This window comes from Myroides fluvii (genome assembly GCF_009792295.1).
In the GTDB taxonomy this organism is placed as follows: domain Bacteria; phylum Bacteroidota; class Bacteroidia; order Flavobacteriales; family Flavobacteriaceae; genus Flavobacterium; species Flavobacterium fluvii_A.
Genome location: NZ_CP039934.1, coordinates 2,317,683 through 2,337,407, shown reverse-complemented (window position 1 = coordinate 2,337,407; position 19,725 = coordinate 2,317,683). Strand labels below are relative to the sequence as shown.

19 protein-coding genes and 5 tRNA genes are annotated in these 19,725 nt (G+C 35.0%); 5 read left to right on the top strand and 19 right to left on the bottom strand.

Translation table 11 applies throughout. The features are described 5' to 3' along the window. Positions 1-30 precede the first annotated feature (30 nt). The gene (locus tag FBR08_RS10695) at positions 31-2,664 is read right to left on the bottom strand and encodes a valine--tRNA ligase (RefSeq protein WP_158962699.1); all 2,634 of its coding nucleotides are present in this window, start codon (positions 2,662-2,664) and stop codon (positions 31-33) included. 221 nt (positions 2,665-2,885) lie between these two features. On the opposite strand from FBR08_RS10695, the gene FBR08_RS10690 reads away from it, so the two are divergent. After that, positions 2,886-3,275, top strand: a complete 390-nt coding sequence (locus tag FBR08_RS10690) for a DUF1573 domain-containing protein (RefSeq protein ID WP_158962698.1) — start codon at positions 2,886-2,888, stop codon at positions 3,273-3,275. A gap of 44 nt (positions 3,276-3,319) precedes the next feature. Here the strand turns inward: FBR08_RS10690 and FBR08_RS10685 are convergent, their stop codons facing one another. The 4 genes from FBR08_RS10685 to FBR08_RS10670 all read right to left on the bottom strand — a co-directional run bounded on the left by FBR08_RS10685 (position 3,320) and on the right by FBR08_RS10670 (position 6,727). Further along, positions 3,320-3,655 (bottom strand): hypothetical protein, encoded by a 336-nt coding sequence (locus FBR08_RS10685; RefSeq protein WP_233266095.1) that lies wholly within the window; start codon positions 3,653-3,655, stop codon positions 3,320-3,322. 123 nt (positions 3,656-3,778) lie between these two features. Next, positions 3,779-4,516 carry a tyrosine-protein phosphatase gene (locus FBR08_RS10680; protein WP_158962697.1) on the bottom strand — a complete coding sequence of 246 codons (738 nt, stop codon included), beginning with the start codon at positions 4,514-4,516 and terminating at the stop codon, positions 3,779-3,781. A 6-nt stretch (positions 4,517-4,522) separates the two neighbouring features. Continuing rightward, complete coding sequence (locus FBR08_RS10675) at positions 4,523-5,647, bottom strand: lipoprotein N-acyltransferase Lnb domain-containing protein (RefSeq protein WP_158962696.1); 1,125 nt, start codon at positions 5,645-5,647, stop codon at positions 4,523-4,525. A gap of 3 nt (positions 5,648-5,650) precedes the next feature. After that, positions 5,651-6,727 carry a putative type IX sorting system protein PorV2 gene (locus tag FBR08_RS10670; protein WP_158962695.1) on the bottom strand — a complete coding sequence of 359 codons (1,077 nt, stop codon included), beginning with the start codon at positions 6,725-6,727 and terminating at the stop codon, positions 5,651-5,653. Between the two features lie 149 nt (positions 6,728-6,876). Between FBR08_RS10670 and FBR08_RS10665 the strand changes: the two genes are divergently transcribed. Both FBR08_RS10665 and FBR08_RS10660 read left to right on the top strand, forming a co-directional pair. Then, the gene (locus FBR08_RS10665) at positions 6,877-7,617 is read left to right on the top strand and encodes a CDP-alcohol phosphatidyltransferase family protein (protein WP_158962694.1); all 741 of its coding nucleotides are present in this window, start codon (positions 6,877-6,879) and stop codon (positions 7,615-7,617) included. A 224-nt stretch (positions 7,618-7,841) separates the two neighbouring features. Beyond that, positions 7,842-8,636 carry a hypothetical protein gene (locus tag FBR08_RS10660; RefSeq protein ID WP_158962693.1) on the top strand — a complete coding sequence of 265 codons (795 nt, stop codon included), beginning with the start codon at positions 7,842-7,844 and terminating at the stop codon, positions 8,634-8,636. An 83-nt stretch (positions 8,637-8,719) separates the two neighbouring features. On the opposite strand, the gene FBR08_RS10655 is transcribed toward FBR08_RS10660, so the two are convergent. The 3 genes from FBR08_RS10655 to FBR08_RS10645 all read right to left on the bottom strand — a co-directional run bounded on the left by FBR08_RS10655 (position 8,720) and on the right by FBR08_RS10645 (position 10,634). Beyond that, on the bottom strand, positions 8,720-9,451 hold the full coding sequence (locus FBR08_RS10655) for a DUF3667 domain-containing protein (RefSeq protein ID WP_158962692.1): 732 nt from the start codon (positions 9,449-9,451) through the stop codon (positions 8,720-8,722). A 1-nt stretch (position 9,452) separates the two neighbouring features. After that, positions 9,453-9,701 carry a hypothetical protein gene (locus tag FBR08_RS10650; protein ID WP_158962691.1) on the bottom strand — a complete coding sequence of 83 codons (249 nt, stop codon included), beginning with the start codon at positions 9,699-9,701 and terminating at the stop codon, positions 9,453-9,455. A gap of 180 nt (positions 9,702-9,881) precedes the next feature. Then, positions 9,882-10,634 (bottom strand): NYN domain-containing protein, encoded by a 753-nt coding sequence (locus FBR08_RS10645; RefSeq protein WP_158962690.1) that lies wholly within the window; start codon positions 10,632-10,634, stop codon positions 9,882-9,884. A 396-nt stretch (positions 10,635-11,030) separates the two neighbouring features. Between FBR08_RS10645 and FBR08_RS10640 the strand changes: the two genes are divergently transcribed. After that, positions 11,031-13,424, top strand: a complete 2,394-nt coding sequence (locus FBR08_RS10640; protein ID WP_158962689.1) for an outer membrane beta-barrel family protein — start codon at positions 11,031-11,033, stop codon at positions 13,422-13,424. Positions 13,425-13,545: 121 nt separating this feature from the next. Here FBR08_RS10640 and cls read toward each other — a convergent pair whose 3' ends face one another. The 11 genes from cls to idi all read right to left on the bottom strand — a co-directional run bounded on the left by cls (position 13,546) and on the right by idi (position 19,314). Continuing rightward, positions 13,546-15,027, bottom strand: coding sequence for a cardiolipin synthase (gene cls / locus FBR08_RS10635; RefSeq protein WP_158962688.1), 1,482 nt, complete (start codon positions 15,025-15,027; stop codon positions 13,546-13,548). 221 nt (positions 15,028-15,248) lie between these two features. After that, a complete protein-coding gene (locus FBR08_RS10630; RefSeq protein ID WP_158962687.1) occupies positions 15,249-16,112 on the bottom strand; it encodes a hypothetical protein in 864 nt (287 codons plus the stop codon). Between the two features lie 274 nt (positions 16,113-16,386). Then, a tRNA-Thr gene (locus FBR08_RS10625) sits at positions 16,387-16,460 on the bottom strand. A gap of 31 nt (positions 16,461-16,491) precedes the next feature. After that, a tRNA-Thr gene (locus FBR08_RS10620) sits at positions 16,492-16,568 on the bottom strand. Between the two features lie 31 nt (positions 16,569-16,599). Beyond that, positions 16,600-16,676 (bottom strand) — tRNA-Thr (locus FBR08_RS10615). A gap of 34 nt (positions 16,677-16,710) precedes the next feature. Further along, positions 16,711-16,784: transfer RNA gene (locus tag FBR08_RS10610), tRNA-Thr, on the bottom strand. Between the two features lie 40 nt (positions 16,785-16,824). Continuing rightward, a tRNA-Thr gene (locus tag FBR08_RS10605) sits at positions 16,825-16,898 on the bottom strand. 81 nt (positions 16,899-16,979) lie between these two features. After that, the gene (locus tag FBR08_RS10600) at positions 16,980-17,243 is read right to left on the bottom strand and encodes a hypothetical protein (protein WP_158962686.1); all 264 of its coding nucleotides are present in this window, start codon (positions 17,241-17,243) and stop codon (positions 16,980-16,982) included. 56 nt (positions 17,244-17,299) lie between these two features. Continuing rightward, positions 17,300-18,268: a type I phosphomannose isomerase catalytic subunit gene (locus tag FBR08_RS10595; protein ID WP_199268591.1), complete on the bottom strand. Its 969-nt coding sequence runs from the start codon at positions 18,266-18,268 to the stop codon at positions 17,300-17,302. Positions 18,269-18,363: 95 nt separating this feature from the next. Then, the gene (locus FBR08_RS10590) at positions 18,364-18,780 is read right to left on the bottom strand and encodes a 6-carboxytetrahydropterin synthase (protein ID WP_158962684.1); all 417 of its coding nucleotides are present in this window, start codon (positions 18,778-18,780) and stop codon (positions 18,364-18,366) included. Positions 18,781-18,786: 6 nt separating this feature from the next. Beyond that, positions 18,787-19,314 (bottom strand): isopentenyl-diphosphate Delta-isomerase, encoded by a 528-nt coding sequence (gene idi, locus FBR08_RS10585; protein ID WP_158962683.1) that lies wholly within the window; start codon positions 19,312-19,314, stop codon positions 18,787-18,789. A 171-nt stretch (positions 19,315-19,485) separates the two neighbouring features. On the opposite strand from idi, the gene FBR08_RS10580 reads away from it, so the two are divergent. Next, entirely contained in the window at positions 19,486-19,725 is a 240-nt protein-coding gene (locus FBR08_RS10580) for a hypothetical protein (protein ID WP_158962682.1), read from the top strand.

Below are 19,725 nucleotides of genomic sequence, written 5' to 3'. Positions count from 1 at the left end.
AAAGACCTTTATGATCAATTTGCTAATTTATTATTTTAAACCAGCTAAACTTTGTTCAATTGTAGCAATTTTTGCTAAAGCATCTGCTTCTTTTTTCTTTTCGCTGGCTACGACTTGTTCGGGTGCACCACTTACGAATTTTTCGTTCGATAGTTTACCTTGTACGGATTTCAAGAACCCTTTTAAGTAGTTCAACTCTTCTTCTAATTTGGCAATTTCTTCCTCTACATTGACATTTCCTTCCATTGGAATAAAATACTCATTCGATTTTACTCGGTATGAAAGAGCTCCGCTTACTTGATCTGTCACGTACTCCATACTAGTTACATTCCCAAGCTTTGAAATAACACAGTCAAAATAAGTGGATACTTTTTCCTTATTGATTATTTTCAAATCAATTGTATCCTTGAAAGAAATATTTTTATCTTTTCTAATTGTACGAATACCAGCGATTACTTCCATTGTAAATTCAAACTCTTTGATTACATTTTCATCAAATGCTTTCATTTCTGGCCATGTAGAAATAACCAAGGCTTGTTCTGCTGTACGTTCATTAATAAGTTGCCAAATTTCTTCGGTCAAGAATGGCATAAATGGATGCAACAACTTCAAGTTTTCTTCCAATAGTTCAATTACTTTATTGTAAGTAATTGCATCAATTGGCTGTTGGTAACCGGGTTTAATCATTTCCAAGAACCAAGAACAAAAATCGTCCCATACCAATTTATAGATCGCCATTAACGCATCTGAAATTCTGTATTTAGAGAAGTGATCTTCGATTTCCACTAGTGTTTTTTGAAGTTTCGCTTCATACCAAGCTAAAGAAACTTTTGCTGTTTCTGGTTGTGCTAAAGTTTCTGAAACTTCCCATCCTTTAATTAAACGGAAGGCATTCCAAACCTTATTGGTAAACGCTTTTCCTTGTGCACATAATTCTTCATCAAATAAGATGTCGTTTCCTGCAGAAGCAGACAACAATAACCCTACGCGTACTCCATCAGCCCCAAACTTTTCAATCAATCCTAAAGCATCAGGAGAGTTTCCTAAGGATTTAGACATTTTACGACGTTGTTTATCACGTACAATTCCGGTGAAGTAAACATTCGTAAAGGGTTGTACCCCTGTATATTCATATCCAGCCATAATCATACGCGCTACCCAGAAGAAAATAATATCCGGACCAGTAACAAGGTCATTTGTAGGATAATAGTATTTAAATTCTTCGTTTTCTGGGTCGATTAATCCGTTGAAAACAGCCATCGGCCATAACCAAGAAGAAAACCAGGTATCTAATGCATCTTCATCTTGTCTTAGATCAGTCACTGTCAAATCTGCTTTTCCTGATTTAGCTTTTGCCAATTCAAGAGCCGCATCTTTTGTCTCAGCCACCACAAAATCCTCTTTCCCATCTCCATAGTAGAAAGCGGGGATTTGGTGTCCCCACCACAATTGACGAGAAATATTCCAATCGCGAATATTTTCCAACCAACTTCTATAGGTACTGTTATAACGACTTGGATATAATTTTACATCTTCAGTTGTCATTACCGCATCTAAAGCAGGTTTTGCTAACTCTTCCATTTTCAAGAACCATTGATCCGATAAACGCGGTTCAATTACAGCTTTTGTACGCTCAGACGTTCCTACATTATTCAGGTAGTTTTCTACTTTATCTAACGCACCAATGGCTGCTAATTCCGTTTCAATTTCCTTGCGAACCACAAAGCGATCTTTTCCTTTGTAGTGCAAGCCTAAATCATTTAACGTAGCATCTGCATTGAAAATATCTATAATTTCCAAGTTGTGACGTTCCCCTAACTCTTTATCATTTACATCGTGAGCAGGCGTTACTTTCAAGCATCCTGTTCCGAATTCCATATCTACATACTCATCGAAAATAATAGGCACCACGCGATTACAAATCGGCACGATTGCATTTTTACCTTTTAAATGTTGGTAACGCTCGTCATTTGGATGAATACAAATGGCAGAATCTCCCAAAATTGTTTCTGGACGCGTTGTTGCAATCGTTAAATAATCCGAAGTTCCTTCGATTTGATATTTTACGTGATACAGTTTTCCTTGGCGTTCTTCGTAAATAACCTCTTCATCCGATAAGGTTGTTTTCGCTTCAGGATCCCAGTTCACCATACGGTACCCACGGTAAATCAGTCCTTTATTATACAAATCAACAAACAACTTGATTACTTGTTGTGACATTTCTGGGTCCATTGTAAACTTTGTACGTTCCCAATCACAAGAAGCTCCTAGTTTTTTCAACTGGTCTAAAATCACACCGCCATATTCCTCTTTCCATTCCCATGCGTGTGTTAAGAATTCTTCTCTAGTTAAGTCGTTTTTATTGATTCCCTGCTCTCTCAATTTAGCGACGACTTTGGCTTCAGTTGCAATAGATGCGTGATCCGTTCCAGGGACCCAACATGCGTTTAGCCCTTTTAAACGTGCGCGACGTATTAATACATCTTGAATTGTAACATTCAACATATGCCCCATGTGCAATACTCCCGTTACGTTTGGAGGAGGTATTACAATGGTGTACGGCTGTCTTTCATCTGGTACAGATCGGAAAAAATTATTTTCCATCCAATACTGATACCATTTTTGCTCTACTTGCTTTGCGTCAAATTGTGCAGGAATTACCATTATTCTATAATTTAATTATTAAAAAAAAGAAAAAACATCAGGCCCTTGGACAGAAAAACCACTTTTTCCGTTTTTGTAACCTTAGTTTTATTTATCTTTGTGTTGTACAAAAGTAATTATTACTCGTCAATTATAAAAGTATATCTAAAATCGAATATGCGAAAAAAATTTGCGAGTTTTAGAAAAGTTTCTAATTTTACAAAACAACAAAAATTATAGTAATGAAAAAATTAATAGCAGTATTCGCATTAGTCTTATCTAGTGCCTTATCATTCGCTCAAAGTGGTCCAAAAATTCAGTTCGCTGCTGAGAACAACACCATCGATTACGGAACAGTGATTAGAGGGAATGACGATGGATTACGTACATTCGAATTCACAAACACAGGTGATCAACCGTTGATCATTACAAACGTGCGTTCTACATGTGGATGTACCGTTCCTTCAAAACCAACAGAGCCTATCATGCCAGGTAAAAAAGGAAACATCGATGTAAAATACAACATGAGCATCGGAAGAATCAGCCGTACAATTACTGTTGAATCTAATGCCGTAAACTATGAAAACGGTACAGTGCCTTTGAGAATTAAAGGTGAAGTTGTAGATAAATAATCTTTATCCAAACATAAAAAAAGCCACTCAATGAGTGGCTTTTTTTATGTCGAATTTATTGTATAATCAGCATCTCCTTTATTATCTCCCTTTATAGAATCAATATTTTCATATTCAACCCCTTCATGAAACATCTTGAGGATTTTATCCAACTGTTCTAAATCCATCTGCTCATATGCTGCTCTAAATGCCTTACTATTGCGATTGACATTAGAATCAGGTGTCCATCCATACTGATCAAAGACCTTAGTTGCCTCCTTTATTTTTAAATCTAATAAGGCCTCTTTTACTGTTTGTTCTTCTTTTTCTTTTGTACTATCCTTACTACATCCTGTACTAAAAACAGCTCCAAAAACAAGTAGAATTAATGCTTGTTTCATTGTCTAAAAATTTAAATTACTACTTCTACTAAAGTAAACTTCATCTATAATTCAGACAATAATGCATTCAAGTATTTTTAGTAAAAAACACTACAAATCAAATAGTTACAAAAAAAGGTTATCCTACTTTCTAAACTCTTGATTATTATTAATTGCTTGCGTAAAAAACTCAATGGCTTTTACCTCCACTTTAGCATCAAATCCCTTGATGTGTTTTTCGTGGTGAATATCGGATCCTACAAAATCAATCAATCCGTGTTGCAATAAATAATTTGCGGCTTCTAATACATGTTTGCCATAATATCCAGTTACGGAGAGTAAATTCATTTGAAAAAGACAACCTGCTTTCTTCAATTTTTTGTACATGGCTGTATTTTGGTGATAAAAATTATAGCGTTCTGGGTGAGCTAATACAATATCATATCCGTTGGATTTCAACTGAAACAAGATATCCATGAGTTGAATAGGTGGATTCATATAGGACATTTCAACCAAAACGTAATTGTCCTTTAGCGTTAAAAGTTCTTTGTTTTCGATATAGGGCAATAGACTTTCATCCATCAAATATTCTGAAGCAACACTCAACCCAATTGCTTTGGATTCTTGAGGCAATTGTTCTTGTACTTTTTGATGTTGTACTAAAATACCTTCACGCGTATTTTCCCAAACTAAAGGTGTGGTATGGGGTGTGGCGATTGCTTGTTCAAAGCCGAGGTTTTGCATCGAAGAGATAATGTATTTTGTATCATCAATTGTCTTGGCTCCATCGTCAATACCATAAATTAAATGGGAATGAATATCCACATAACCTTCGGGAATTAAGTTTTTTAAAATCGGTTTAGATTTAAAAAATGAAAACATAGTTTGTTATTTTTCTCTATTCTTTTCTACACTACTTCTAAACTCTAAAAATAAAGTTGTCAGAGTTAAGAGGTACAAAGGTAGCGTTATTATTAATTTTTCTGAGAATAAATTCAAAAAAACATACAGCATTAACATTAATAAAACAATTAATCTTAATATTCTTTTAATTTTACCTTTATTATTAACAAATGGAATAAAAAGTAAGATGGGATTACATAGCAAAATCACATTATTTACTAATACTTCACTATGAAAGGAATAAAATCCTATTAATAGAAAAAATAGTCCAAAAAGCCCCATGGCGATAAAGTAAATGGAGCGAACTACGCGATTGATAGACAAAACCAACACTAAAGCACAAAGTAGAGAGGCAAACCAGTAGGTATTCCACCATACATAAGCATCAATCGGTTTAGCTTGAAAAACGGTAACTTCTTCTTTCACCAAAGGTTGATCTCCATTCATGGTGTGAGCCAATCCTGCTTGAAATTTATCAGGTAAAAACAACGAGGTAGACGGGTAATCTACTTTATTTCCAAAAATCAGATTAATTCCCAATTTTTCGAAATAACGATCTTTTAAATACGTATTTAAGATTGTACGATAATTTGCTGTATTTCCTTCAATCGCAACGTTAATTGGTTCAGTTAACACTTCATTTAAGACATCAACGACTTTAGTCGTGCAATTTTGATCAATAAATTTATACGTATAAAAGCGATTTTCCTCCTTCAACGATTCGTTTAAAAGACTCCAAACGCGTTGTTTCTGTACTTGAGAAAGATTGAGTTCTTGTTCAACCACAGAACGATTATCATAAGCATAGTTAACGACAAAACTTTCATAACTATCGTAATCCACAAAGTAAAGCAAATCGCCTTTCACAAATTTAGGATAGAAGTTCGGTATTCTAAAATCAAACAATCCATAATTGTACACACGATCAATCCCTTCTGTTGGGTCATACACTCGAATGGCTGTATGTCCAAAAAGCGCATAAAGTTGTTCGCCCGTTCCACAGGTTAAAACACTGATTCTTGCTTTCTCTGACAATTGTCTATCTGCTGTTTTTCCAAAGCTTCCTTGCATCATAAACACAGCAAAGAACAGCGCGATTAATTTTTTCATTTTTTATTTTCTAAAAATTCCTAAATCTAATTTCAATGAGAATACGTTGGAGTAAATAGCTGCACTTTGATCCCCTATATCAGTTAAAGCATAATCGACTTGAATTCCTTTGTAGTGGAATCCCACACCAATATTGGGTTGAAATTCCATCTTCTGGCTATTGTCCATTTGTCTGTTATTTTGGAAATTTCCAACTCCACCACGAACGAACACTAAATTAGCATAACCAAACTCAACACCAAGTGAAGGGGTCATACTCATCGATCCACTTGAAATCACGGCATTGGTTTCAGCAAATTCAACGTGAAGCGCAAATGCAGCTAGCAAATTCAAATCACGAGAGAGTTTCACGTTTTTCGATACGCCCATTTGTAATTTAGGCAGGGTGATTTCTGTTGTTTCTGGCAATTCCTGATTCATTCCTTCCACAGCATTTTGCACTTTGCTGTATTCTTTTTTATTGATATTCCACATATTGTACGTGGTTGTAATATCGCGGGCCATCACACCAAACATCCAATCTGAATTGGTTTTATACTGTACACCAGCATCAAATCCAAATCCCCAAGAATTGGCAAACTTTCCGATAACGCGTCGCACTACTTTAGCATTGACACCGTAAGTCAACCCTGGAATGGGCGTATTGCGCGCATAAGAAAGGACAAAGGCATAATCAGCGGCAGAGAACAAACTAATGCGATTGTAATCAATATTTCCGTGTTGATCAATTAATTCGGTTGTATTCATAATATCGTCAACACCAAAACGGATAACTGAAATTCCCAAAGCGCTTCGCTCATCTAACGGCATAGCGAATGCGGCATAATCATATTGAGCAATATTAGCGAAATAACTAGCATGCATCAAAGCGACCTGTTGATCTTCCAATTGCATCAGTCCCGCAGGATTCCAATAGACGGAATTCACATCTCCACTTGAAGAAACTACGCTATTAGCCATTCCCATCGCAACGGCATCTACTCCAATATTCAAAAACTCATTGGAATATTTTCGCGCTTTTTGCGCATGAGCTGCAATTCCTATGCAAAATAATAACGTACACACTGTTAGCTTTTTCACAAACCTTTATTTATTATTCATACTAAGTTGTAAAAATAGTAAAAAACTAAAAGGCTAGGAAGATATTATTATTACTAAGTTTATGATACCTTTGTATAGAAAACAAAGTGCCTTGTTTGAATTATACGAAGACTAAAATTAAGATATACATGAAAAAACACCTTCCAAATTTCATCACTTTATTAAACCTTTCTTCAGGATTAATAGCTTGTATCTATGCATTTGACGACAATATCCACATGGCCTTTTTATGGGTGTGTATTGGTATTTTCTTCGACTATTGGGATGGATTTGTAGCGCGAATTCTCGACGTTAAGAGCGAATTAGGACTTCAATTGGATTCCTTAGCCGATATGGTAACCAGTGGTGTTGTACCTGGGTTAATTATTTACAAACAGTTAGCGAATATTCAAGAAACGCAAGGTTTGTACAATCTTACCCCGGAAACATATTATATGGCTATCGTTCCCTATTTGGGTTTCCTTATAACTTTAGGAGCGGCATATCGCTTAGCGAAATTCAATATTGATACCAGACAAACGGATTCATTTATCGGATTACCTACGCCAGGAAATGCCCTTTTTATTTTGAGCTTACCCTTAATTGTAAGTACAACTGATTCTGAGACGATTATTTCATTCTTGAGTAATCCGTATGTATTGGTTATCATTAGCGTATTGAGTGCCTATATCATGAATGCGGAATTACCGTTGTTTTCATTGAAAATTAATCCTAAAAATTTGGGAGCCTATAAATTGCAATTGGGCTTTGTTCTTGTTTCGGTTATTTTATTAATCGCTTTACATTACTTAGCTATTCCAATAATCATCTTGCTTTACATTTTGCTTTCAGTCGTTAAAAATATGCCAGCAAAAAAAGAAATAGTTTAAATAATAAGGCTCGCAAAATACCAAAGTGGTCAAAAGATATTTTGATCACTTTTTTTATACATTTACGGTAAATGTATTCAATAAAATAAAAAATAAATTTCTTTATTTTAACATTTATTACAGTTTTAATAGCCTTATTGCAAATAAAAAACAACTAATTTTAATTAATTAACCACAATAACTATTTTATGAAAAGATTATTTTTTTTAAGTTTAACACTAGTTTTGCTATCTTGTTCTAATGAAGAACCTACAGCTTCATCTACACTAGTTGGCAAAGATATTCAACAAAGTCATCCTGATATAAATGTAGACACTCCATATAAGTATGATTCAATCAATGGTGGTGGTATGGTAAATAATTATCTTTTTATTATCAGAAATGACACTGATTTTACCTTCAAATTTGCCGCTTATTCTGGACTTGCCGTATACGATGGAGCAGATGACTTAAAATATTGGGGACATAATTTAACTACTACAAATAGTCCCAATCTTACTGCTAATGGACATGAATATGGTAACTATATCAACTATGATTATGTATCCATTAACGCTAGAACAATAGAATCCCATACTTCTCAATATACTAACCCTATATACTACACTCAACCCATATGGAATGCCAACGGAACTTTAGCCAACAATTCTATACTAATTTCGCAAAATGCCACACAAAAAGAATACAATTCCCTCGCTAAATTAGGTAAAATTTACTTCATAAAATTTGAAGTGTATGATGGCAAAACTCCAATTACAGGATCCATTGTAAAATCTAGTTTTGCCCCCAATTATGATGCAAATAATCTCCCTCCAAGCGGAAATTGGGAAAGAATGAATGTTTTAGATAATTATTTCCAAGAAGAATTAATATACAATAAAAACACCAAAGAGATCTTTTTACCAATAGCTAACAGTCCTTTTAAAGACAAAAGTACGTTCAGCTACCAAGGAACAACTTACGAAGTTGGATTTAAAACGACCTCGACTAACGTCGAAATTTATATCGAAGCTATTTAATTTATAATCTGATTATTAACTCATTAATATTAGTTATAAATAATGAAATAAAAAAGGTCAGCAATTGTGCTGACCTTTTTTATTTATTTTTTAAATACAATATCTACAATTATTCCAATCACTGTTACAATGACTTGGAAAGACGCTACTCCGAGCAGGTAACTAAGTAATGCTTTAAAGTAATTGCCTTTGGTTCCTCCATAAAACTTACCAATAGCCCAACCCACGTAAAAAAATAGAACAACGGCTGTAATCAATTCGTTAAGCAGAATAACTTTTGGAAATACAAAATTCAACAACACTTGGAGCGTGTACAGCAGCATTCCTTCAGCCATAATTAAACTCGTCACGACAAAAGTTTCATACGTATTGTATTGGTATTTGTCAAACAAAAGCTTAGTCCAAAAAGTAATAGGCACTAACATCAACAAGTTGGCATATCCATAATGTTGTTGTACCCAAACAGACAGTTCAAAAATATAGGAATCTCCATACATCGATTTCATCATTCCCGTATGAATGAGATCAGACTTGAAATAATGGCTAACAAGGGTATAGATCAACGATGTCAGGATAAGAAAAGTAATGGGTTTTGTAATTCGCTGTCGATCTTCCATCAAATATTGACGAATCACATGACCAGGGCGAATGGCTAATTCTTTAACCGTGTAAATAAAACCTTTTTCATACCCTGTGAGTTTCATCAATTCTTGCAAGGCATATTTACGATCAATCCGCTCAACAACCAGAGATTGCCCACAATTAGAGCAAAAATTACCAGATTCTTTCAAATTACAACTTGAACAATGAGTCATATTATCTTGGGTTTCGTTCTTTAAGTTCCCTTTCAATAACTTTATACTCTTGTCCACTTTTCAATAAGATAAAAACAAAAAACAAGGGAAAGACGGTAAAAAATCCCATGCCCTTTTTATACGTACTGAAAATTGCCACTCCAACAAAAACGCCAATCATAACGGCATTTATTATAGCATAGGTTTTCGCTTTTTTTCCTTTTTCAATTAACGCTTCATCCGTTAATGTTTTTAGTTCTTGTTCTGTCATACGGTTGAGTTATTATTGCACGTTTTCTTTCTTATTCGTCTTAATCCAAACAAAAAAGAAGAATAATATAAAAAAACACATTTGCTTTGCCCAAATGTATAAAAAAACATAAACAGATTAATAATTGAATGAAAAAGGTTTTTAATCAAATTAGCTATCAAAAAAAAAGTAACCTTTCGGTTACTTCTTTTTTACTAAAGGATGATTTAATCCTTTTACATTATTATTAATGACTTCGTAGGTTTTTAGATGTTTAAACATTTCGGTTAAATTTCTAAAACCATAATCACGCGAGTCAAAACTTGGATCTAGTTTTCGCAGGTTATTCCCTACCGTAGAAATATAAGCTTCTACTTCTTCATCCACGGACATATCAAAAGCTTTATCAATGAGTCGCATTTCTTTTTTAGTGATAGTCAAAGTATCATTGTCTTCTTCTTCACCTACGACTGCTTTTTTCTCCTGATTAACATTCTTCTCAGCTTTTACTACTTTGGGCATCAACGTTTCACAATAAGTAAAAATCTCACAGGATTGCACAAAGGCAGTCGGTGTTTTCTTCTCTCCTATTCCCATTACAAAGATTCCTTCTTCTCGAATTCGCTTGGCTAATCCTGTATAATCACTATCACTAGAGACAATACAAAACCCATCGACCATTTTGGCGTGTAAGATATCCATGGCATCAATGATCAAGGAGCTATCAGTCGAGTTTTTCCCCGAAGTATAATTAAATTTTTGAATAGGTGAGAAAGACAAATCATTTAATAAATCCTTCCAACTATTCATTTGAGGAGTAGTCCAATCGCCATAAATACGTCGAATTGTAACTTTTCCATATTTTGAAACCTCTGCTAATATATTTTCTAATAATTTGGCTTGTGCGTTATCTCCATCAACGAGTATCGCTATATTATTATTGTTTTTTTCCATTTTTTTGTCGTATTCAAACTCAAGTAGGGAAAATACGAAAAAAAAAGGCACAAACTTGGTTTTTAAACTTTTTTTAGCATGTTATCCGTTTTCCTTTTTAACTCCCCATTTTCCTACTTTAGGTGCTTCATAGACAACTCCAATTTACTGTTAGGCTAATGCTTTTCCTAAAGCTGTAGCTTGTTGCACATATTCTTCATTATTCCCCGTACTTCAACCGTAAAAAAAAGGTATCTCCTATATTTATATTTTTTCTAAATAAGACCTAACTTATTAAAAATAAGAATATTGCAAAATATAATATTTAATTATTTAATTATTTTCATTTTTCTCTTGTAACAAAAACAAGCTTTCTCAGTCTATTAGAGTAGACAAAAACATAATTCAACTAATCAAATGAATTCAAAACTATCTTTATTGTTCTTCCTATTGTCCTGCTGTGGTGTTTTCGCCCAAGGTTCAGTAAAAATAACAGGGCGTGTACTTGATAAAAACCTCAAGGAGGCGATCCCTTATGCGACAATTACTTTGAAAAAAGGAGATACGGTTATCACTGGTGGAATGACCACAGATAATGGTACCTTCTCTATTACTGCTGCTGCTCATACGTATAACCTGGATATTCAATTTATCGGTTATACCCCTTATCACAAAGAAATAGCCTTGAAAAATGCTACTGATTTAGGTACAATTTATTTAGAGGCTGAATCAACAACTTTAGCAGATGTCAATATTGTGGCTGAACGCTCTACTATCGAACAAAAAATTGACCGAAAAGTAATTACAGTAGGTAAAGATTTAACAACGGTAGGAGCTACAGCATCGGATATCATGAACAATATCCCTTCTGTAAACGTAGACAAGGACGGTAAAATATCTTTGAGAGGAAACGAAAACGTAAGAATCTTATTAGATGGAAGACCAACAAATATGTCTGCCGAGCAATTGTTGAAACAAATTCCATCGACTTCGATTAAAAGTATTGAATTAATTACGAATCCAAGTGCAAAATACAACCCAGAAGGGATGTCAGGAATTATCAACATTGTCTTACACAAGAATACAGCAAATGGATTCAATGGTTCTATAGATAGCGGTGTGACGATTGCAAAAAATATTCAATCGACAACTTCTTTAAACTTAAACTACAGACAAGGAAAATTAAACTTCTTTGGAAATGCGAGTTATTCGGATGGTAAGTCTAAAAATGACGGAGACATGTTCCGTCAAGATATCCTATCTCCCACAACGATTAATATGTTAAGTAAGAATAAGAATATCTTATACAAAGTAGGGGTTGATTACTATATCAATGACAATAATACGTTGTCTTTTTATACGAATCAAAGTACAAACAAAAGTAATTTGAATCTAAAAACAACGACAATCTACCCTGATCAATCGTTTGACGATATTTTTCAAAAGACAAAATACGACAACAAAAACACATTCAGCACGTACAACTTAGCGTATAAGCATTTATTTGAGAAAAAAGGACATACGCTAGATGTTGAAGTAAACCACAACATCAACAAAGCGGATATGGACGGGGATTACTTAACAAAATTAGGTATCGCTAGTGATTTATTGTATCAAGATGGAAACAACGACAAAAACACCTTGTCTACGGTGAATATTGATTACGTAAACCCATTGAACGACCATACAAAATTAGAGTTAGGAGCAGAAGGTAGAATTTCAAGAGCTGATAATAATTTCAGTTCAAATAATCCTTTGATTCCATCGAACCAGGCAGCTATTGCTAATAAATACGATCAAGATATCTTTTCAGCTTATGCTACATTTGGTCAGACTTTAGGAAAATTCAACTACCAAGTTGGAACCAGAGTAGAAAGTTATAAAGTAGATTCTAAGTTAGATGGAACAGCTGCGTTTAAAGATGACTATATCACTCTTTATCCTTCTGTTTATGTAGGATATAACTTAACACAAAACGACATGTTTAACTTGAGCTATAGTCGTCGTGTAGATCGTCCAGGTGTAAGACAAACGAATCCTGTACGTCAATTTTCAACACCATTGATGACAATGGTTGGAAATCCAGAATTAAAACCGCAGTTTACCAATTCAGTAGAGCTAAATTACACGCGATTATTTGCTAAGAGAAGTAGCGTTACTGCTGGGGTTTACTACAGACGTATTAATCACGAAATCAATCACGTAATTTACGATGATCCTGAAAATGACAATCCCAATGCATTATTAATGACTTTTGACAACTACAAATCAAATGACGCTTATGGATTTGAGGTTTCTGCTAATATTATCGTTACTCCTTGGTGGGATATGCAGCCTGCGGTTGATTTCTCAAGCATCAAACAAACGGGATTTGTCTCGCAATTAGATGCAACAGGAACAATGCAAACCGTATTGCGTGATATCACAGCCAATGCATTCAATGCTCGTTTAAACAGTAACTTCAAAGCAACGAAAAACTTGCGTTTCAATTTATTTGGTTTTTACAGAGGAGCAGTGGATGGTATTACTTCAGACGCACAAGAAATGTACAAAATTGATGCAGGAGCCCGTTATGCATTAATGAACAATAAATTAGGCATCAGCGTGAGATTTAATGACATTTTCAATACCATGTCTTACAAGTTCAAAACAAAATATCCGTACCCATCAACAGGCGAATTTAAATGGGAAAGTCAATCGGTATATATCGGTGTAAACTATACCTTCGGGGGTGGAAAAGGACGTTCATTACAAAGAAAACATAGAGATAGCAACACCAAACAAAGTGGAGGATCAGGAGGACTGTTCTAAATTGCTATAATAAAGCTTCAATTATTATTTCTAAAGAGGATACCTGAGAGGGTATCCTTTTTTTTGTGCGCGTTGCGATGTTGTGTAATTGTCATTTAAAGCACTGTGAACGATAAGCGATTTACAGTAAAGGTGATAACAAGCGTAAAAAATTATTTTTCAAACGGTGCCACTTCGAACGCTTATTCCATCGCTCCAATTCCAATTTAATTGAATTTTTACAATCCTCTTCAAACATAACACGCATTTGATTAGCAAGATCCATATCGTATAACACAACATTAACCTCGAAATTCAGATCAAAACTTCGATGATCCAGATTACAAGTTCCAACAGAGCTAATTCCCGTATCTGTCACCCACGTCTTGGCGTGAATAAATCCTTTTTTATACAAATAGATTTCAACACCCGATTCCAATAATTCTTGAAAATAGGACTCTGAAGCTAATTTAACCGTAAGAGAATCTGTAATTCCCGGCAACAATAACTTTACCTTTTTCCCACTGAGCACCGCCATTTTAATCGCTACCTGAAGAGATTCATCCGGTATATAATAAGGCGTTGTAATACAAATTTCGCTATCTGCTGCTTGAATAGCTTGCAAAACGCTAAACAAAATTGAAGGTACGTCAGAATCCGGTCCAGAAGCAATCACTTGTAAAGGCAGTACTTGTTTTTTCCCCATGTGAATTTTCGGAAAATAATCAGCAGAGAAATTAATATTTTCTTTACTACAGAAGTTCCAATCGGTCAAAAAGACGTGTTGGAGCCCATAGGCCCCACTTCCTTCGATTCGAATATGCGTATCCCTCCAAAAATAATCATTCTCAGCCTTTCTGCTGTTATCATAGCGATCTGATATATTAATTCCCCCTGTATAGGCAATTTGTCCATCTATGATCACAATTTTACGGTGATTGCGGTAATTTAAACGATTCGCAAGTGCCAAGAGAATAATTTTATTGAAAGCAAATGCTTGTACTCCATGTAATCGCAAATCTTTCACGATATTTTTTCGAATGCTACGGCTGCCAAAATCATCGTAAATAAAGCGAATCTCTACTCCTTCACTAGCTTTTTCTTTGAGAATTTCAGCAATTTCCTTTCCGATTTCATTATTTTCATAAATATAATACTCAAGGTGAATGTGATGTTTTGCCGCTCGAAGGTCTTCCAATAAACGCGGAAAAAAAGTTTCGCCGTTTTGCAAAAGTTCAACATCATTGTCTACCAATAATGGACCTTCCCCCACAATTGCATTAGACAGCAGTTTTACGAAAGAACGATGCTGATCAATGATAGGATGTCCTTGTTCTTTTAAATCGAGGTGTATTTCGCCCATTCGCTTATAAAAGCGCTCAGCATAGTTGTCATTGGCGATTAATTTCTTAGAATACATCTTTCTTCTTCGATAGTTAATTCCAAAAGAAAAATAGAAGATGATTCCGAATACGGGCACAAAGAACACCAATAAAAGATAGGCCAATGTTTTTGAGATAGAATCTGTATCATAGATAATTCGCAAAGCAACGAGCGTGGCGATAAGGAAGTAAGCAACTTCAATATAGATAACCCATTCTGACTCGAAAAATAATGATACCATGATTTGAATGCTTTAATAGTCGAAGTAGATACTTATTCAACACCTAAATTTACGCATTCTTTTTAAATTCATAAACATTAAATATCAGATGCAACTTCGTGTATTTTATAAAATGTGTTTATTGCGGTTACAACACCTCTTTTTTCCACCTTCACAAGAGGTTTGGAGCTAATCTCTACAACAAAGAAACAGTAGAAAACACCTAGAACGGCATTTTTTATTTACGGTAATTTCTCAAGCTTAAGTATTACCCTTCCTCCAGCTATAAAAGTTTGACTAAAAACAGTACAGGTGATTCTGTACGTTTCGCTTGAACTCAATACCGTTACATGACTTACTAGCATTTGAGTTTTATTTACGTCCAAATTAGGTACTACAGAAACTCTACCCTCCGCATATACATATTCCCAAGTATTTGCTTTTGCTTTTTTAAAATCATTATAATCCCTTTGTGTTATCGCGTTGGGTGATGCCACAATAGTATGAGAAACAATGTACGTATCATCAAGTTGATGTAGCATACACTGAAGATGTATCTTATCCTGTCCAACGGTATTGGGTTTTCTCTCAATTCGAGCACTAAAATTCCCCAACCGTACAACAGAAGTATCCGATAGATAATCGTCTATTTTCGTCGTCTTTTTTCCATAAGTATCTGTATAGTGATACACATCCCAATACAACTCTTTCGTTGCTGTTAAATATAAGTACTGCCCTGGTTGAATAGTAAACTCATTCACATTATTTGGATAATCCCCACCGAATCGAAGAGACTGATTGGATAGTGTCTTTAACGTTAACAATTTTGTACTTGACGCATTTTTAATGTTGTATATTCTACCAAAAGCTCCTCCATCTTTTCTTATATCAGGTAGATTAAATACTCCATCATTAACATTACTGTGATAACTTACATTATAATCATCCTGTTGGATGTTGTAATTACTCTTGTTTATTTCCCGATAATTAGCGGATACAGATCCTTGTACTGTTAAGGTACTCGTTATATCCATTGTGTTAACTCCCACTTGTGCATAGCTGAAACTACAAGTACTCCAAATAGCAATCCATAATTTTTTTTTCATTTCTAATTCATTTAAAGCGCAAATAAATTAACTAAACAAAAAGAAACAGGTTTAAACTGTAAAAAAACAAAAACACTTTTACTTGTACGTTTTTTATCTATGTAAAACGTTTTTTATCCCTGACATTTTGGATTACCTTATAAAGTAATGCTACTGGATTCTATATTTGACCTGAGGTTATGAGAAACAAAATCGAAAAAAACGGGTCAAGTACATTTATTTTTTTACGATTGGATAGAAATAAAAAAAGCTTCCTAAAATTAGGAAGCTTTTGAGCCGATGGAGGGACTCGAACCCACGACCTGCTGATTACAAATCAGCTGCTCTAGCCAACTGAGCTACACCGGCAAAATTGCCTTGCAATATAATTTTCAAAAATTGGAGCCGATGGAGGGACTCGAACCCACGACCTGCTGATTACAAATCAGCTGCTCTAGCCAACTGAGCTACACCGGCAAAATTGCCTTGCAATATAATTTTCAAAAATTGGAGCCGATGGAGGGACTCGAACCCACGACCTGCTGATTACAAATCAGCTGCTCTAGCCAACTGAGCTACACCGGCAAAAATTGCACTGCAATATAATTTTCAAAATTTGAGCCGATAGAGGGACTCGAACCCACGACCTGCTGATTACAAATCAGCTGCTCTAGCCAGCTGAGCTACATCGGCGACTCAAATTGCATTGCAAAATTTAATCTTCAAAAAATTGAGCCGATGGAGGGACTCGAACCCACGACCTGCTGATTACAAATCAGCTGCTCTAGCCAACTGAGCTACACCGGCGACTCATTTTTCGAGTGCAAATATAACACGCTTTTTCAATCTTCCAACTGATTTCGCGTGTTTTTTTTCGCTTTATTTCAATTACAAGTTGTTGATTTTTCCAACTAATTGACCTGCAATGTTCTCCAATTTTACAAAAACGCCTTTAAAGTGAGCTTTTTTATTTTCAACCCCCTTTGCATTGATGTCTACAATCAATTCGTCGAAGCCAGTTAATGCTTCCTCGATTAATGCAGCAGTCTCTTCTGTAGGACCTCCTACTGTCAATTCATGAATATAAATTGCTTCAATGATATCTCCTAATACTTGGTGAACATCTTTTTTAAGTTCTCTTACACTTGCCATAATAATTTATTTAAAATTTAAACAAAAGTACATATTATCTTTGCTATATCGCCGGTCTAATCGATATATATTTCTAACAACGTTGCATGACCAGTTGCAACCAAATTCTTTACTGATGCTGGTATTAACACGGTTTGTCCTTTTTTAATTCCGCACGTTAACGCATTAATTTGAAGCTCACACGCTCCTTCTGTACAAACGTAAAGGTAAAAACGATCTAAGGGCTTCTTTATTTCATATCGCTCCTCCAAAGGGATCAAATTAACCGTAAAAAACGGGCATGATACTAATGGATTCGCTTGATTGATTTTTTTATCATACGAAAGTACTACTTGTTTTTTTTCGTAATTGATTGCTTCTAATGCCAAATCTACGTGCAATTCTCGAGTCTGTCCTTCGCTATCCATTCTATCCCAATCATAGACTCGATACGTAATATCAGATGTTTGTTGAATTTCAGCTAGTAAAACCCCACCACCTATAGCATGAACTGTCCCTGTTTGTATAAAAAAAGCATCTCCTTTTTTTACGGGAATTTCATTTAAAATAGAAGGAAGTGTTTTACGGTGTAGATGTTGTAAGTAATCTTCTTGGGTAACACCTTCTTTAAAGTCAACAACCACTCGTGCTCCAGGGTCTGCTTGCATAACATACCACATTTCTGTTTTTCCCAAAGAGTTATGTCTTTCTCGAGCTAATTTGTCATTGGGATGCAACTGAATGGACAAATCTTCTTTGGCATCTAAAAACTTAAACAACAAAGGAAATTGATACCCAAAAGTGGTTACAATATACGAACCTAAGACATCTTCTGGATACGTCTTAATCAACTCTTCTAAGCTTTGTCCCTTATAACCTCCATTAGAAACGAGGCTGACATTTTCTGGAACATTCGAAATCTCCCAGCTTTCTCCAATTGCATCAAAAATTTGCTGCTTACCTAAAACAGTATGTAATTTCTCACCTCCCCAAATTCTATCTTTCAGGATGGGTTCAAACATCATTGGATATTGAATAAAACTCATAGGCTTAACTTCTTCCTCATTTTGCAATAGCCCACAGAGCGGACACCGCATAAAACAAGACGCAAATGTACAACTTTTAATGAATACTAAGTGTGTTAAATCCCTTCACCTTTAAAACTTACAAAGTTTCTAGAAGTTTCATACAAAACCACTTCTAAATCTTTATCTTTCTCAATAAAAGGCCTTAATTTTTGCCAAATCACTACTGCAATATACTCTGCAGTTGGGATTAAGTTTTTGAATTCTATAACATCTAGGTTTAGGTTTTTGTGATCAAAGACCTCTTCAATCTCTGCTTTTATCAAATCTGACAAGATTTTCAAATCCATCACAAATCCCGTTTCTGGATCAACTTCTCCCGTTACATTGACGATTAATTCGTAATTGTGCCCATGAAAATTAGGGTTATTACACTTACCAAAGACAGCTTGATTTTGCTCATCGGACCAATCGGGGCGATGTAGGCGATGTGCTGCATTAAAATGTGCTTTACGGCTAACTGTTAATCTCATGTTGTCTTAGATTTTATGTGCTTCAATATGGGGATAAAATTTAGCAAAAATAATCTTGAACCAAGCGGTATACCATTGAGGATTTACTTCCATATCTTTTTTCACCTCTTCGATTCCCATCCATTTCCAAGCTTCTACTTCTTCTGGATTGATTGCAGGTTCTCCATTGTAATACCCTACCATCACATGATCAAATTCATGTTCCGTTAGACCATTGTCAAAAGGCGCTTTATAAATGAAGTGAAAAACATCTTTCAACGCTACCTCAAACCCCATTTCTTCTCTCAATCGACGCTTTCCTGCTTCGATATTGGTCTCGCCAACTCTTTGGTGACTACAACAAGTGTTTGCCCATAACAAAGGTGAATGATACTTCTCTGCCGCACGTTGCTGTAACATAATCTCGTTTTTATCATTAAAAATGAACACAGAAAATGCTCTATGCAACAAAGCTTTTTCATGGGCTTCTTGTTTTCCCATGGTACCTACTTGCTCATCTTGCTCATTAACTAAAATCACTTGCTCTTCAATCATACCTAGTTTCAAATTTATTTTACTCCCAAAAGTACAAAAAACAAAAGAGGAAACCAACGACCACTAGGAGTTTAAAAACAACGTTTCTTCTTTTGACACTTTCTCACGATCTTGAAAAATGCTTCCTTACATCCAACACATTTTATCTATCTTTGACTTTTTAGATGTACCATGGAGAGATTAATTAAACTTATTTGGGATTTTCGCGGTCCTGATGCTTTGAAAATAGCCGAACATCACGTCATTCACTTGCGTGAATACGTCGCTTTAGAAAAACTTCCTTTCACACTTATGGATAAAGAAATCATCAATGACTTTCACGCCATTGCTTATTTAGTGGTCAATGACGAACAGATGAAAACCGTGAGAGATGCCTTAAAACCACACCGAGGGGAACTATATGAACAATAA